The organism is Corynebacterium macclintockiae (assembly GCF_027570165.1).
GTDB classification, from domain to species: domain Bacteria; phylum Actinomycetota; class Actinomycetes; order Mycobacteriales; family Mycobacteriaceae; genus Corynebacterium; species Corynebacterium macclintockiae.
In genome coordinates this window covers 1-15,119 of the sequence record NZ_JAKMUV010000006.1, presented here as the reverse complement: position 1 = coordinate 15,119, position 15,119 = coordinate 1, and the positions used below count along the sequence as shown (strand labels likewise).

Sequence of the window (15,119 nt, the reverse complement as noted above, 5' to 3'; positions counted from 1 at the left end):
TCGAGGTTTCTCCTGAACTTGTCTATTTAAGCCAGCGAGACAGGCACCGCCTGACCCGCGAGCGTAGTGAACGACGAGGCGGGACAGGATCCCAACCTCCCGGATGCCACGGCCCACAGCGGGCCAATCGACCCAACGTAAGCACTGTGCCCTTCACCAGACCATGGCGGCCCAGCGCGATAAGGGCATAGTTGCTGCACGTAGGTTCAAAACGGCACGTTGGCCCCATTTTAAGGGGTGACAGATAACTTTGGTAACCAAGGACTGCACGGCGCGCCAGCTGAGTTCCCCAACCCCCCTGAGATTCATCTTTAGCGGAGTGCTCGTCGGATGCAGCTTCGCACATCAGCGACCAACTCCTCGCTACTTGCGCGGGCGCTGGCCGGCAGGGCACGGATCACCACGCAGGTGCCCGAGGGGAACTCGATTTCCCCTTCGTCCAGCACCGCGCGAAAGGCATTCCGCAGCTTTCGAGATGTATCGTGCCTGGTCACAGCATTTCCCACAGCCTTCGAAACGACCAGCCCCATACGTGGTCCCGCTGTTGAAGCTTCTTGTAGCGGCACCGGCAACTCCTCTGCCCGCGCGCCCCCGCCTGCAAAAACATGAACCACCACAGTGCGACTACCCTTTTTCCGACCTTTCCGAATCGTCTGCCCGAATAGGGCCGTTGATCGAAGCCGGTGCTGGGGAGCTAGCACTGTGGTGGCTCTTTCTTTATGACGCCTTTACGCCCCCGCCCCTTAAAAGGTTGGGAACAGGGGAGGCGCCGCTGCCTTAATTAGGCGGTCAGGGACTTGCGACCCTTGTTGCGGCGTGCGGAAACGATGGCACGGCCGGCGCGGGTACGCATGCGGGTACGGAAACCGTGTACGCGTGCACGACGACGGTTGTTGGGCTGGAAAGTACGCTTGCCCTTGGCCACGGTACTTCACTCCTTAACGTTTTTAGGCGTAGGCGCACTACAGGCACAACAGCAAACATCCCAGCACATAGATACCGGGATCATCGCTATGCCAGCGGTACGCCCACGAACTTAAGTGGACAGTTGTACCAACAACATCCGAGAGGACTTTCGTCGGTACCAGAGGCACCCGATAGGCAGCGTGGTGATCCACCGCCATGTATGAGTTGCCATAGACGTCCTAAGGATACGTGGCTTGGTGGAAGTTAGCCAAATTTTCGGGATTCTATCTCTTGTTATGTGGTGCCCACCTCGGGGTTGGGTGGCTTGTACGAGGGAAAATGAGCTGGTCACGGTGGGGTCGAGTGCGGGTGTGTAGAGAAGATTCTCTGGTTCGTCAAATATTTCCATAACTTGTGGAAAACTCCTCCACCCCCAAAGGTTAAACCTTTACTTTACACCTAGTTATGCCAGGTCAGACCGCTTTTTTGATTTCAATTAGAGTTATCCACAAGGAGCCTGTACCTTGGGGATAACATGTGGAAAGAAGTTATCCACAGGTGTGCATAACTGTGTGGAAACGCAGGACAGAGGATATTTCCTTCTGTGTACTAGGCAGTGAACAAAACGATCTTCGAGCCCGGGTTCAATCACGCTTTTGTTCGCCACCCGAACACCCCCATATTCTTTTGGATAGCCCAAAAGTTAACTCCTGCTATCCGATAGTGATAACCACGCACGCACAATCACACCCACGACAGAACAACTGAGCCGGAAACCTTATGAGTAATTCGAACTTCTCCATCGAGGAGCACTTCCCCGACATGTGGGATGCCATCATGCACGACTGGCTTGCTGATAGCTCCTCGGAATCCCCCGACCCGGATCTACCAGCGATTTCACCAAAGCAGCGTTCGCTGCTGCGCAAGGTTAAACCGGTGGGGCTCATGGGTCGCATTGTTGTTCTGGAGACCCCCAATAGGTGGACCAAGGAATCGATCGAGCAAGACCTCATCGATCCCATCAAACACGTCCTAAAAACCCGGCTAGATCTGTCCGTCAGCCTTGCCATCACCAGCACCAATGGTGATTCTGCGGATAGCGATGCAGAGGAAACTACCCACGGCACTGGTGAAACTGGGCGCGGTACCCACGAAGGGGCGTCCATACCACAGTCCGTAGCAACCGCAGAGGACCTTTCGAATACAGAGGTCGAACAACTCGTCACACAGGCCGAGGAAAAGAACAAGACAACCACGGAGGAAGCACAACAGCGCCGCGAGCACGACGCGGATGAGTTAGCGGGGCAGTACTCGGCGAGCGAGAACCGAATCGACCCCAACCCGTCGCCCACGCCGCGGCATTGGACGCACAAAGAGCAGGCAACGTCGGAGCAAACCTACAGGTCAGCTGCGCGCCATAGTTCGCCGACGCAACCTTCGTCGAACTTCAATGACGGCCTTGATGGCGATTCTCTGCTGAACAAGAACTACACATTCGAAAGCTTCGTCGTCGGTTCCTCCAACAACTTCGCCGCTGCCGCCTGCCGGGCAGTCGCAGAAGCACCGGCCAAGGCATATAACCCGCTGTTTATCTGGGGCGAATCTGGATTGGGCAAAACGCACTTGCTGCACGCCATCGGGCACTACGCCAAAGAGTTACAGCCAAACATGCGGGTGCTGTATGTGAGCTCGGAAGAACTGACCAACGACTTCATTAACTCCATTGCGAATGACACCCGCGAATCCTTCAAGCGCCGCTACCGCAACCTGGACATGTTGATCGTCGACGACATCCAGTTCCTGCAGAACAAGGAATCCACGCAGGAGGAGTTCTTCCACACCTTCAACGCATTGCACCAGGCCAACAAGCAGATTGTGTTGAGCTCCGACCGGCCGCCGCGGCAGCTGACCACCCTGGAGGATCGCCTGCGCACCCGCTTCGAGGGCGGGTTGATTACGGATGTTCAGACCCCGGATCTGGAGACGCGCATTGCGATTCTGACGAAGAAGGCGGAATCGGACAATGTGCAGCTTCCAGAAGACGTGAAGGTCCTCATTGCCAGCCGCTACGAGAAATCGATCCGCGAGCTGGACGGTGCCCTTATCCGCGTGACTGCCTATTGCGCCCTGAGCCACGAACCGCTGACTGTGGAGACGGCTGAGATTGCGCTGCGTGACATTTCTCCGGCGGATCAAGACGTGGAAATCGTGCCTCAGCACGTTATCGAGGTTGTGGCGAACTATTTCAACCTCACCACCGACGAACTAGTGGGCAAGGGAAGGGCCAAGAAGTTCGTGCAGGCTCGGCAGATCGCCATGTACCTGTGCCGCGAATTGACGGATCTGTCGCTGCCGAAACTGGGAAGTTCCTTCGGTGGGCGCGACCACACCACCGTCATGTATGCGGAACGGCGGGTGCGGGAATCCCTGTCGGAGAACAAGAAGGTGTTCGATCAGGTGCAAGAGCTCACCCAAAAGATCAAGTCCCATGCCCGGGATTAATCCCACAATGTGGCTTTGTACCCCCTAGCAGCTGTTGCTATCCGGGTGTGAGCCCAGAGTTACACACAGTTATCCCCAGTTTTGCTTAGTTATCCACAGGCAGGCTGGGGATTACTCGTTGTGCCCTGACCTTGGGCGGCACCCGACTCGGGCGAGTTATCCACAATTCCACAGGGTTTTCCACAGGTGTAATTTCAATTTTGTAATTTAGGGGGTAAGGCGAACATGGCTTCGCAGCGAACCGGAAAAGCAGTGAAGGTTAGACACGTCACAAGACGTTCCCTGAACCGTTGGGGAAAACCGCACCTAAACTGGGGATATAGCAGTGGATGACATGTGTACAACCCGCCTGCCTTGCTAGTTATCCACAGGCGAGAAGCGTTATTCACAGTTTGTCCACCGAGACATCAACATCCCGACACGGCCTGCGAACTGCATGGATTAGGCTTTGTGCACAGGATCCACAACACCTACTACGACTGCTATCTCTTTAAATAAAAGGGAATAAACAGAAATAGAGCTTGTGGGTTAATCTTGATCAGACGAACCTCAACATGCGCTTCGCGCGTATGAGCAACGAGAGCAGCCACGAGAGCACGGAAGTTAAATTGAGCATGGATAGCCAGACAGTGAGTTTCATTGTTCCCAAGGATGACTTCGCATCCGCCCTTGGTTGGGTAGCCCGCTCCCTGCCCAGCAAGCCGACCCAGCCCATCCTTCGCGGTGTGATGATCGTTGCGGATGACGATGGATTGGAACTTTCCGGATTCGATCGCGAGGTCTCCACCCGCGTACGGATCAATGCAGAGGTGAACGAACCAGGCAAGATTCTTGTCGCCGGCAAGCTGGCCTCCGATATCGTCGGTTCTCTTCCGAATAAACCGATCAATATCGAGTTCGACGGCACCACCGTGACCCTCAAGACTGGCAAGTCTAAGTTCGAACTCCCAGCAATGACGATCGAGGACTACCCGGTTCTACCTGAACTCCCGGACGTCACTGGCACCATCGATCCAAACCTGTTTGCAGAATCGATTGCGCAGGTCGCAGTGGCTGCAGGTCGTGACGATACCCTGCCGATGCTCACCGGCGTTCATGTCGAAATCGACGGCGAAAATGTCATTATGGTCGCCACCGACCGCTTCCGTCTGGCAGTCCGCAGCTTCCAGTGGAATCCTGCGCAGGCTGATGCGCAGGCGAAGCTCCTCATCCCGGCCCGTACCTTGGCTGACACAGCGCGTTCCATGGATCCCGCAAACACCGATCCGATCGAGATCGCTGTGGGTACGGGCGAGGACATCGGTGCGGACGGCCTGCTCGGCATCTCCACGGAATCCCGCCACACCACCACCCGCCTGCTCGACGCGGAATTCCCGAAGTTCCGCCCCCTGCTGCCGAAGACCCACACGGCTCTAGCCAGCGTAGAAATCGCCCCACTGCAAGAGGCCATCAAGCGCGTATCCATCGTCGCCGAGCGCAATTCGCAGATCCGCATGGACTTCAAGGACAACACCGTCACCCTGTCCGCGGGCGGTAGCGATGTTGGTTCCGCGACGGAAACCCTGGACTGCGCTTTTGCCGGCGAACCGCTGGTCATTGCCTTCAACCCGAGTTACCTCAAGGAAGGCCTGGCGGCTATCCACACGCTGCGCGTTGTTTTTGGCTTCACCATGGCCTCCCGCCCGGCAATTCTGCTGCCAGATCCGGGTGACCTGCCGGAAGCCGATGCAGAAGGCAACTTCGCTACCCCGGAAACCGACTTCACTTACCTGCTGATGCCGGTTCGCCTTCCGGGCTAAACGACGTTAAACGACGCGTTACCGTTGACTCACCGTGTATGTCTCGAATCTTCGTCTGAGTAATTACAGGTCGTGGGAGGAACTCGACCTGCAATTGAAGCCTGGCATCACGATCTTTTCCGGCCCTAACGGCCACGGTAAAACCAATATTGTCGAGGCTCTCGGATATCTGGCCCACCTCAGCTCCCACCGCGTCAACACTGATGCGGCCCTGGTGCGGCGTGGCGCGGATCTGGCCAACGTGTCCGCCACCGCTGTCAACAACGGTCGCGAACTCACTGCTCATCTGGCTATTCGGGCGCGGGGCGCCAACCGTGCGCACATCAATCGGGCAGCCATGAACTCTCCGCGCGAAATCCTTGGGGTGGTTCGTACAACGTTGTTCTCCCCGGAAGATCTCGCTTTGATCCGGGGTGAACCGGAGCAGCGCCGCCATTTCCTGGATACGATCATGATCGCCCGCTACCCGCGCCTAGCTGCGGTGAAAGCGGACTACGACAAGGCCCTGCGCCAGCGCAACGCCCTGCTTCGTCAGTCGGCCTTTGCCCTGCGCCTTGTTGTCGGCGCGCCGAAGGGGGCTAGCCACAACCTCTCGGAGGAAATCAAAACTGATGCCGAGTCGGCCCTTGCCACCCTCGACGTGTGGGATACGCAATTGGCCGCGCTCGGCGCGCAGATCATGTCAGCCCGTGTGCAGATCGTCCACGATCTGGCTCCTCATCTGCAGCAGACCTACCAGTCGTTGGCTCCGCAGTCGCGTCCGGCGCACATGGCTTACACCTCGACCATTGATCCGGAACTGGCTGAGCTGGGCATTTACCTTGGCACCAGCGAACCCGACCAGCCAACGGCACTGCTCAGCCCCGAGATCGCTGAGGCCACGCTCTTGCAGGTCTTCGCCGCTAAGCGCTCCCAGGAGGTCGAACGCGGAACTACGCTGCTTGGCCCCCACCGCGATGATCTGAAATTGATGCTCGGTCAGCAGCCGGCCAAGGGCTATGCCTCCCACGGCGAATCCTGGTCTTTCGCCCTGTCGCTGCGCCTCGCTGCCTTTTTTATGCAGCGCGGGGATGGGGTTGAGCCCGTCGTTATCCTCGACGATGTCTTCGCGGAGCTCGATTCTTCACGACGCCACCACCTCATCGACCTCATCTCCAGCGCCGAGCAAGTCCTCATTACGGCTGCGGTGGACGAAGACATCCCAGAGGCACTGCGGGATGTGGCGAAGATTTACACTATTGACGAGCTCAAGGCTTCTGCGACCGACGACATGGGAGCTACTGAGGTTGAGGGTGTCGCGGCGCGCAGCGTGAAGGGGGGCGAGAACGATGGCGATTGATCCGGTAGCCCAGGCCCTCGCTGCTATGAAGAAGGCTGGTGGTTCCCCGCAGGCCGAGTTGCCGACGGTGGCGTCACCAAGAAAAGACAAGAAGAAAACACCTGGTAGAGCCACCAGATACAAGACCCGTTTGGATGGGCGCCTTGACCGCAGCTATCGCGATCCGAAGCGTTTCGGTGCGCTAATCGGGAGGGAGATCAAGCGCCAGGGCTGGCAGCAGCGCGTCAGCGTCGCACGGATCATGAACGCCTGGCCGGAGCTGGTGGGCGACAAGATTGCTGAACACACCCGGCCGGTGCGTTACGAAGAAGAGGCGCAGATTCTGGTGGTGGAGTGCGATTCCACTCCGTGGACTACGCAACTGCGGTACATGCAGACCGTGATTCTGCAGGCCATCGCCAAGCGTGCCGGGGAGGACGTGGTGGCGCAGTTGCGGATCGAGGGACCGAACATCCGGCGGCCGAAGTATGGCAAGCTCCGCGTGAAGGGTCGTGGCCCACGGGATGACTTCGGATAAAGGTTTCCAGCACATCGATCGGCCCAAACGGCCTGTCCAATGGCGCCTTTAGGGCTCCGACGCGGTAGAATGGGGTGGTTATTTACGCGCGCGAGAAAAGGAGTTTGACCCACCGTGGCTGAACCACAGAAGCAAAGCAACTACGGCGCGAGCTCGATTACAATCCTGGAAGGCCTGGAGGCTGTCCGCAAGCGTCCAGGTATGTACATCGGATCCACCGGTGAGCGCGGCCTGCACCACCTGGTGTGGGAAGTTGTGGACAACTCGGTTGATGAGGCTATGGCGGGCTACGCCAAGGAGGTCAGCGTTACGCTGCTGGCCGACGGTGGCGTGCAGGTTGTCGATGACGGTCGTGGCATCCCGGTGGAGGATCACCCGACTGGCCCGCCGACCGTGCAGGTTGTCATGACGCAGCTGCACGCCGGCGGTAAGTTCGACTCGGACTCCTACGCAGTATCCGGTGGTTTGCACGGTGTGGGTATTTCGGTGGTTAACGCCCTGTCGACCCGCATGGAAACTGAGATTAAGCGCGATGGGTACCTGTGGCGTCAAAACTTCGAGATGGCGGTGCCCGAGGAGCTGCAGCAGGTCAAGAAGGCCCGCGGAACCGGCACGACACAGCGTTTTTGGCCGGACCCAGAGATCTTTGAGACCGTCGAGTTTAACTTCGACACGGTGGCAAAGCGCCTGCAAGAGATGGCTTTCCTGAACAAGGGTCTGACCATCAAGCTGATCGATGAGCGCGAGCACCTCGAGGACGATGAGGAGCTGGAGAACGCAGCCGAGGATGCGGCAGCTCCGAAGTCCGCGGAAGAAAAGGCCGCTGAGGCGGAGAAGAAAAAGGGCCCGCGCACGCGCGTGTTCCACTACCCGGAGGGCCTCAAGGATTACGTCGCCTACATAAACCGTAAGCGCACCGCGATCCACCCGACCATCGTTTCTTTCGACGTGGCTGAGGAAGATCACGAGGTAGAGGTTGCCCTGCAATGGAACAGTGGTTTTAGCCAGTCCGTCCACACCTTCGCGAACACCATCAATACCTTCGAAGGTGGCACGCACGAAGAAGGCTTCCGTGCAGCGCTGACCTCCCTGATGAACCGCTACGCCCGCGACCACAAGCTGCTGAAGGCCAAGGATCCGAAACTCAGCGGCGATGACGTGCGTGAGGGCCTGGCGGCCGTCATTTCCGTGCGCGTCGGTGATCCGCAGTTCGAGGGCCAGACGAAGACCAAGCTCGGAAACACCGAGATCAAGGGCTTCGTGCAAAGGGCAGTGAATGAACACCTGGCGGATTGGCTGGATGCCAACCCGGCTGAGGCGAAGGCCATCGTCGAAAAGGCAGTGGCCTCTGCGCACGCACGCGATGCTGCCCGCAAGGCGCGCGACATGGTGCGCCGCAAGTCGGCCTCCGACATCGGTGGTCTGCCGGGCAAGCTGGCGGACTGCCGTTCCCGCGACCCGAAGCTCAGCGAGCTGTACATCGTGGAGGGCGATTCCGCAGGTGGCTCCGCAAAGTCCGGTCGCGATTCCATGTACCAGGCCATCCTGCCGCTGCGCGGCAAGATCCTGAACGTCGAGAAGGCGCGCATGGATAAGGTGCTGAAGAATAACGAGGTCCAGGCAATCATTACTGCCCTGGGCACCGGCATCCACGACGAGTTTGACATTAAGAAGCTGCGTTACCACAAGATCGTGCTGATGGCCGACGCTGATGTTGACGGCCAGCACATCGCCACGCTGCTGCTGACCCTGCTGTTCCGCTTCATGCGCCCACTGGTGGAGGAAGGCTATGTCTACCTGGCCCAACCGCCGCTGTACAAGCTGAAGTGGGCCAAGGGCGAGCCGGGCTTTGCCTTCAGCGACCGCGAGCGCGACCAGCAGCTGGAAGAGGGCCTGGCGCAGGGCCGCAAGATCAACAAGGACGACGGCATCCAGCGCTACAAGGGTCTGGGCGAGATGAACGCCAAGGAGTTGTGGGAGACCACCATGGATCCGACGGTGCGCACCCTGCGCCGCGTGGACCTGGAGGATGCGGCCGCTGCCGATGAGATCTTCAGCGTCCTCATGGGCGACGACGTTGTGGCCCGCCGCAGCTTCATCACCAAGAACGCCCGCGACGTTCGCTTCCTTGATGTTTAATCAAGTGTTGTGAGCGATTCGAAACACCAAGCGAAAACCACTCGAACTCCGCAGCGCCGCGAGCCTGCTTTGCTGCCGGTCACGATGGCGGACGGCACCACCTCGCAGGTGCGCCTGTTTCTACCCGGTACGCCGAAGGTAGGGGAGGGTAGTGACGCCACCGCCCCCGGCCACGCCACAATCCCAGCACACAGCCCAGTGGATGCTGCGTGGGATCATGCGCGACCCGTGATTGTGGTGTGGCCCGGCTTTGGAATGGGTGCCCGCTATTATGACCCCATTGCATGGGAGTTGGCCGACCGCGGATTCCCGGTGATTACCGGCGAATTGCGTGGCCAGGGTTCGTCCACGGCGCGAGCCAGCCGAAAGCACAAGTGGGGTTACCACCATCTGGCTTCTGGGGATTATCCGCGAACGATTCGGGCGGCGAAGGAGGCGTTGGGCGTCAATAGAAATCACCCCACGTTAATGCTGTGCCATTCGATGGGCGGACAGATCGGCTCGCTATTTCTTGCCCGACCCGAGGCCGAGGAGCTGGGCATTCGCGGAATGATGGGCGTGGGTTCCGGCACGCCATACTACAAGGGGTTTAAGGGGAAGCAGCGCATGCGGTTGCAATGGGGTACTTACCAGATCATGCTGAATATTCTGTTGTTCGGATATCAACCCGCCGGTGCGCTGGATTTGGCGGGGTATGGCCGGCAATCGGGGGTTCAACTTCGAGAGTGGTTCCGCTACGGGCAGACGAACCGGCTGCATAAGCTGCGGGATCAGGACATGGACTACGAAGAGGCGAAGAAGTCCGTGCGTTTGCCGGTGCTGTTTACGCGTTGTGCCAATGATGAGGATTGTCCCTTGGCTTCGGCGCAGCACTTGGCGGACGAGCTTCCGGCGGCGCAGGTGAAGGTGGAGGAGCTGGATTCGCAGCTAGGCCACAACCGGTGGGCGCGGGAGCCGAAGCTGGTTTCCGATCGGCTGGAGGAATTCTGGCGAGAGATCGCCAAGTAGCCAGGGTGGCGGCTAAAGAACGCAAATACCCGCGCCCCTTCGGGTTGTGAAGGGGCGCGGGTTAGTGCTTAAGCGAACGTTGTCGCTGGTGCCTTGAGAAGCGTGCCTTATGCTTCGCGGCGAGCGAACATCATCCAAGCGCCGGCGATCATGGAGATCAGAGCCAGGCCAGCCAGGATGGAGATCTCCGGCTTAACGCCGGTGTTAGCCAGCTGAACCTTGCGCTCTGCCGGAGCCTCAGCCTTCGGAGCTGCGGGCATAGCCTCGCCCTTTGCCTCAGCGGCAGGTGCCTCAGGCATAGCCTCGCCCTTAGCGTCAGCCTTCTCGCCGCCCTTTGCGTCAGCCTTCGGAGCCTCAGCCTTGGCATCGTCCTTCTTCTTGTCGTCCTTCTTCTCTTCAGACTTAGCCTTATCCTCAGCCTTGTCGCCGGAGTTACCCAGGACTGCACCCAGAACGCCCAGGGCAGTGATGCCACCTGCAACGCCGGCAGCGATCTTCTTCTGCTTTTCGGTCAGCTCGACTTCCTTCTTGCCCTTGTCCTTGTCCGGTGCCGGGGTGGTGGTGGACGGTGCCGGGGTGGTGGTGGACGGTGCCGGGGTGGTGGTGGACGGTGCCGGGGTGGTGGTGGACGGTGCCGGGGTGGTGGTGGACGGTGCCGGGGTGGTGGTGGCGGTGGTCGGCTGGGTGGCGGTGTCGGTCGGCTGGGTGGCGGTGTCGGTGGTGGAGGTCGGCTCGGCGTTAGCGACCGGGGTCAGCAGGGCTGCGGAAGCCAGAGCGGTAGCAGCGGCGGTAGCGGTGATCTTCTTAGACAGCTTCATGTTTTTCTCCTGTGTTCTCGTGTGTAGCCAAACCATTTGGCTTCGAGGTGAAACGTCGGACATTCTTAAGCTAATCTCTGCTTTTTGGTTTGTCAGCGTTAGAAATTACAAAAACGCCTGTCCAGGGCATTTATTGGGTACTTATTGATAAATCAAGAGGTCAAAGCCATTTTTCAGCTGTGCGCAAGATTCACATCAGCCCCAGAGGGATACCCACATATAGGGGTGCAGCGGTTGTGACCTGCGAATTCATGCGAAGAAAAATGGATCGAGCGGTGCCGAGTTTCGCGTTTCGAATTCCCTTAGAGGGGCGGGAAAGGTGGCGTCCCAAAGCCTTCAAAGCACAGTAAACCCGCAACAAGGGGGTAGAATGGATAGGTCTGAAGGCTAAACAGAAAGGCTTCTCAAAACAGTGAGCGACGACAACAACGGTAGCGACAACCTCTTTGATCGGGTTACCCCCATCGATCTGCAGGAGGAAATGAAGTCCAGCTACATCGACTACGCCATGAGCGTGATCGTCGGACGCGCCCTGCCCGAAGTCCGTGACGGTCTGAAGCCCGTGCACCGGCGCATCCTCTACGCGATGTTCGACAACGGTTACCGCCCCGAGCGCAGCTACGTGAAGTCCGCCAAGCCCGTCGCCGACACGATGGGTAACTACCACCCGCACGGCGACAGCGCGATCTACGACACCCTCGTGCGCCTGGCACAGCCATGGTCGATGCGATACCCGCTGGTCGACGGCCAGGGTAACTTCGGTTCCCGCGGCAACGACGGCGCGGCCGCCATGCGTTACACCGAGTGCCGCATGACGCCCCTGGCGATGGAGATGGTGCGCGACATCCGCGAAAACACCGTCGAGTTCCAGCCCAACTACGACGGCAAGACTACCGAGCCGACCGTGCTGCCGTCCCGCGTGCCGAACCTGTTGATGAACGGCTCCGGCGGCATCGCCGTGGGTATGGCCACGAACATCCCGCCGCACAACCTGAACGAGCTGGCGGAGGCCATCTACTGGCTGCTCGACAACCCGGAGGCCGAAGAGGCCGACGCGTTGGAAGCCTGCATGGAGCGCGTGAAGGGACCGGACTTCCCGACCGCCGGCCTGATCGTCGGCGACAAGGGTATTCAGGACACCTACCGCACCGGCCGTGGCTCCATCCGCATGCGTGGCGTGACCAGCATCGAGGAAGAGGGCAACCGCCAGATCATCGTCATCACCGAGCTGCCGTACCAGGTCAACCCGGACAACCTGGTGGCCTCGATTGCCGAACAGATTCGGGACGGCAAGATCGCCGGCATCTCCAAGATCGACGACGAATCCTCCGACCGCGTGGGTATGCGCATCGTCATTACCCTGAAGCGCGACGCTGTGCCGCGCGTGGTGCTGAACAACCTGTACAAGCACTCCCAGCTGCAGACCAGCTTCGGATCCAACATGCTGTCCATCGTCGACGGCGTGCCGCGCACCCTGCGCCTGGACCAGATGCTGCGCCACTACGTGGACCACCAGATCGACGTAATCGTGCGCCGTACCCAGTACCGCCTGGATGAGGCCGAGAAGCGCGCCCACATCCTGCGTGGCCTGGTGAAGGCACTGGACATGCTGGATGAGGTCATCGCCCTAATCCGCCGCTCCCCGACGGTGGATGAGGCCCGCACCGGCCTGATCGACCTGTTGGATGTCGACGAGGTTCAGGCCGACCACATCCTGGCCATGCAGCTGCGCCGCCTGGCCGCCATGGAGCGCCAGAAGATCATCGACGAGTTGGCAGAGCTGGAGGAGACTATCGCTGATCTGAAGGCGATCCTGGAATCCCCGCAGCGCCAGCGCGACATCGTCCGCGCCGAGCTGGCAGAGATCGTGGATAAGTACGGTGACGAGCGCCGTACCCAGATCATCGCCGCTTCCGGCGACGTATCCGAGGAAGACCTGATCGCCCGCGAGAACGTGGTCGTGACGATCACTTCCACGGGCTACGCGAAGCGCACGAAGGTGGATAGTTACCGCAGCCAGCGCCGTGGCGGCAAGGGCGTGCGCGGAGCCGAGCTGAAGCAGGACGATGTGGTGCGCCACTTCTTCGTCTGCTCTACGCACGACACCATCATGTTCTTCACCAACTTCGGTCGCGTGTACCGTTTGCGTGCCTTCGAGCTGCCGGAGGCCACCCGCACCGCTCGTGGCCAGCACGTGGCTAACCTGCTGGAGTTCCAGCCGGGCGAGCAGATCGCACAGGTCATCCAGATCCAGTCCTACGAGGATGCCCCGTACCTGGTGCTGGCTACCGCACATGGCCGGGTGAAGAAGTCCCGCCTGACGGATTACGATACAGCCCGTTCCGGTGGCCTGATCGCCATCAACCTCAACGAAGGCGACCGCCTGGTCGGTGCGCAGCTCTGCACCGCCGAGGACGACCTACTGCTGGTCTCCGAAGAGGGTCAGGCCATGCGCTTCACCGCTGACGATGAAACGCTGCGCCCGATGGGTCGCGCCACCGCTGGTGTGAAGGGCATGCGCTTCCGCGAAGAGGACCAGCTGCTGGCCCTGACGGTCGTGTCGGAAGGTTCGTCCCTCTTCGTGGCTACCTCCGGTGGCTACGGCAAGCGCACCCCGATGGAGGAGTACCCGACGAAGGGCCGCGGTGGCCTGGGAGTGGTTGCGTTCAAGTACGACAAGAAGCGTGGCAAGCTGATCGGCGCGCTGACGGTTAACAACGACGACGAGATCCTGGCCATGACCTCCAACGGCGGTGTGATCCGCACCGAAGTCAGCCAGATCCGCAACAGTGGCCGCGCGACCATGGGCGTGCGTCTGGTGGATCTAGCCAAGGGCAACGAGCTGGTTGCCGTGGACCGCAACGTGGAGGAAGAGGCTGAAGAGTCCGCCGAGGCCACCGCGAAGGCAGAGGCAGATTCCAAGTAGTCCAGGTAGGCCCAGCAGGTGGAACAAGCCGAGTAAGCCCGTTGGGTAATCCCTAACTCTACGTAGCCTGGTGGTCGATACCGCTAGGCTACTGTCGTATAAGGCACAAAAAAGCACCGACGAGTACGAACAAGTACGGAGATGCGATGACGCACAAAACGCCCCCGCCGACCGGCAAGCCCAATACCGGTAAGGCTGGCAATACCAAGAACTCCGGTAACGCCAAGAATGCCGGTAAGCCCGCGGATAAAGCAGCGACCGAGCAGACTGCCAAGGCTCAGCAGGTCGCTCAGCCTGCGCAGCCTGCACAGTCTCAGCCGTCGCAGCCTGCGCCCCAGGCTGACACCGCCGACACCGCCGGCACCGCAAGCAACGCCGCTAACACAGCGAACGCCGCTCAGGACAAGAGCACCACGGACAAGCCCTCCAAGCCCGGCAACCCAGCCAAGCGAGGCGTACAGCGCACCGTCACGTACATCGAGCCGATCAGTGCCCTCAAGATGGCCCTGATCTTCAATCTGGCGCTGTTTGCGGTGTGGTTTGTGGCAATGGCGTTGATCTACATCGTCCTCGGCGCTGCGGGCACGTGGGATCGCCTGGATTCGCTTGTCGGTGACCTCACGAACTCCTCCGGGTTCTCTGCCGGTATGTACTTCGGTGGTGTTGTTGCCTTGGGTCTTTTCGAGGTCGTTCTCTTCACCCTTCTCGCGCCCATCGCCGCGCTGATTTACAACGCGTCGTCGAGCATTCTTGGCGGTGTGCGCATCCAGCTGGATCGCTAGTCTTTCTAGTATTTCTGACGCCCACTTTCCAACCACAAAAACCGCATCTAACCAGGCGATTTGGTGATTGGCTGGAATGGTGGGTAATGTTTCTACTCGTTCGAGGGCCTATAGCTCAGGCGGTTAGAGCGCTTCGCTGATAACGAAGAGGTCGGAGGTTCAAGTCCTCCTAGGCCCACCATCGAACACTCTTCGCTAGAGATAAAAGCGTCTGATATAGTTTCGGAAGCTTGGTTCGATAGTCAAAGGGGCATTAGCTCAATTGGTAGAGCATCTGCTTTGCAAGCAGAAGGTCAGGAGTTCGATTCTCCTATGCTCCACAACAAAAATGCAGGTCAGGGCTTTGCCGGGAACACTCCTAGCAAAGCCCTGACTGTTTTGTT

General features: G+C 59.5%; 12 protein-coding genes and 2 tRNA genes. 10 read left to right on the top strand and 4 right to left on the bottom strand.

From position 1 onward, the window contains the following. Positions 1 to 22 precede the first annotated feature (22 nt). The 3 genes from yidD to rpmH form a co-directional block, all read right to left on the bottom strand. A complete protein-coding gene (yidD, locus tag L8U58_RS06245; RefSeq protein WP_269954978.1) occupies positions 23 to 280 on the bottom strand; it encodes a membrane protein insertion efficiency factor YidD in 258 nt (85 codons plus the stop codon). A 31-nt stretch (positions 281 to 311) separates the two neighbouring features. After that, the gene (rnpA, locus tag L8U58_RS06240) at positions 312 to 701 is read right to left on the bottom strand and encodes a ribonuclease P protein component (protein ID WP_269954930.1); all 390 of its coding nucleotides are present in this window, start codon (positions 699 to 701) and stop codon (positions 312 to 314) included. An 80-nt stretch (positions 702 to 781) separates the two neighbouring features. Further along, positions 782 to 925 carry a 50S ribosomal protein L34 gene (gene rpmH / locus L8U58_RS06235; RefSeq protein ID WP_005292556.1) on the bottom strand — a complete coding sequence of 48 codons (144 nt, stop codon included), beginning with the start codon at positions 923 to 925 and terminating at the stop codon, positions 782 to 784. Between the two features lie 761 nt (positions 926 to 1,686). Here rpmH and dnaA point away from each other — a divergent pair. The 6 genes from dnaA (at position 1,687) to L8U58_RS06205 (ending at position 10,210) form a co-directional block, all read left to right on the top strand. Then, entirely contained in the window at positions 1,687 to 3,408 is a 1,722-nt protein-coding gene (gene dnaA, locus L8U58_RS06230) for a chromosomal replication initiator protein DnaA (protein ID WP_035006668.1), read from the top strand. Between the two features lie 614 nt (positions 3,409 to 4,022). Beyond that, positions 4,023 to 5,207 (top strand): DNA polymerase III subunit beta, encoded by a 1,185-nt coding sequence (gene dnaN, locus L8U58_RS06225; protein ID WP_269954929.1) that lies wholly within the window; start codon positions 4,023 to 4,025, stop codon positions 5,205 to 5,207. Between the two features lie 34 nt (positions 5,208 to 5,241). Next, complete coding sequence (gene recF, locus L8U58_RS06220) at positions 5,242 to 6,546, top strand: DNA replication/repair protein RecF (RefSeq protein WP_269954928.1); 1,305 nt, start codon at positions 5,242 to 5,244, stop codon at positions 6,544 to 6,546. Then, on the top strand, positions 6,536 to 7,063 hold the full coding sequence (locus L8U58_RS06215) for a DciA family protein (RefSeq protein ID WP_043011793.1): 528 nt from the start codon (positions 6,536 to 6,538) through the stop codon (positions 7,061 to 7,063). The genes recF and L8U58_RS06215 overlap by 11 nt, the downstream gene beginning before the upstream one ends. A 114-nt stretch (positions 7,064 to 7,177) precedes the next feature. After that, complete coding sequence (gene gyrB, locus L8U58_RS06210) at positions 7,178 to 9,202, top strand: DNA topoisomerase (ATP-hydrolyzing) subunit B (protein WP_269954927.1); 2,025 nt, start codon at positions 7,178 to 7,180, stop codon at positions 9,200 to 9,202. 9 nt (positions 9,203 to 9,211) lie between these two features. Continuing rightward, positions 9,212 to 10,210 carry an alpha/beta fold hydrolase gene (locus tag L8U58_RS06205; RefSeq protein ID WP_269954926.1) on the top strand — a complete coding sequence of 333 codons (999 nt, stop codon included), beginning with the start codon at positions 9,212 to 9,214 and terminating at the stop codon, positions 10,208 to 10,210. A gap of 107 nt (positions 10,211 to 10,317) precedes the next feature. Here L8U58_RS06205 and L8U58_RS06200 read toward each other — a convergent pair whose 3' ends face one another. Continuing rightward, the gene (locus L8U58_RS06200; RefSeq protein WP_269954925.1) at positions 10,318 to 11,028 is read right to left on the bottom strand and encodes a cell surface protein; all 711 of its coding nucleotides are present in this window, start codon (positions 11,026 to 11,028) and stop codon (positions 10,318 to 10,320) included. A gap of 412 nt (positions 11,029 to 11,440) precedes the next feature. Here L8U58_RS06200 and gyrA point away from each other — a divergent pair, with 412 nt between their 5' ends. The 4 genes from gyrA (at position 11,441) to L8U58_RS06180 (ending at position 15,056) form a co-directional block, all read left to right on the top strand. Then, positions 11,441 to 13,954, top strand: a complete 2,514-nt coding sequence (gene gyrA, locus L8U58_RS06195) for a DNA gyrase subunit A (RefSeq protein ID WP_035007655.1) — start codon at positions 11,441 to 11,443, stop codon at positions 13,952 to 13,954. A gap of 146 nt (positions 13,955 to 14,100) precedes the next feature. After that, a complete protein-coding gene (locus tag L8U58_RS06190; RefSeq protein ID WP_269954924.1) occupies positions 14,101 to 14,736 on the top strand; it encodes a DUF3566 domain-containing protein in 636 nt (211 codons plus the stop codon). A gap of 104 nt (positions 14,737 to 14,840) precedes the next feature. Further along, positions 14,841 to 14,917 (top strand) — tRNA-Ile (locus L8U58_RS06185). A 66-nt stretch (positions 14,918 to 14,983) separates the two neighbouring features. Beyond that, a tRNA-Ala gene (locus L8U58_RS06180) sits at positions 14,984 to 15,056 on the top strand. The last annotated feature ends 63 nt before the right edge of the window (positions 15,057 to 15,119 follow it).

Excerpts from the sequence above, each read along its gene's own strand:
- dnaA (WP_035006668.1), top strand. The coding sequence starts at position 1,687 with ATGAGTAATTCGAACTTCTCCATCGAGGAGCACTTCCCCGACATGTGG.
- dnaN (WP_269954929.1), top strand. The coding sequence starts at position 4,023 with ATGGATAGCCAGACAGTGAGTTTCATTGTTCCCAAGGATGACTTCGCA.
- L8U58_RS06215 (WP_043011793.1), top strand. The coding sequence starts at position 6,536 with ATGGCGATTGATCCGGTAGCCCAGGCCCTCGCTGCTATGAAGAAGGCT.
- L8U58_RS06200 (WP_269954925.1), bottom strand. The coding sequence starts at position 11,028 with ATGAAGCTGTCTAAGAAGATCACCGCTACCGCCGCTGCTACCGCTCTG.
- L8U58_RS06190 (WP_269954924.1), top strand. The coding sequence starts at position 14,101 with ATGACGCACAAAACGCCCCCGCCGACCGGCAAGCCCAATACCGGTAAG.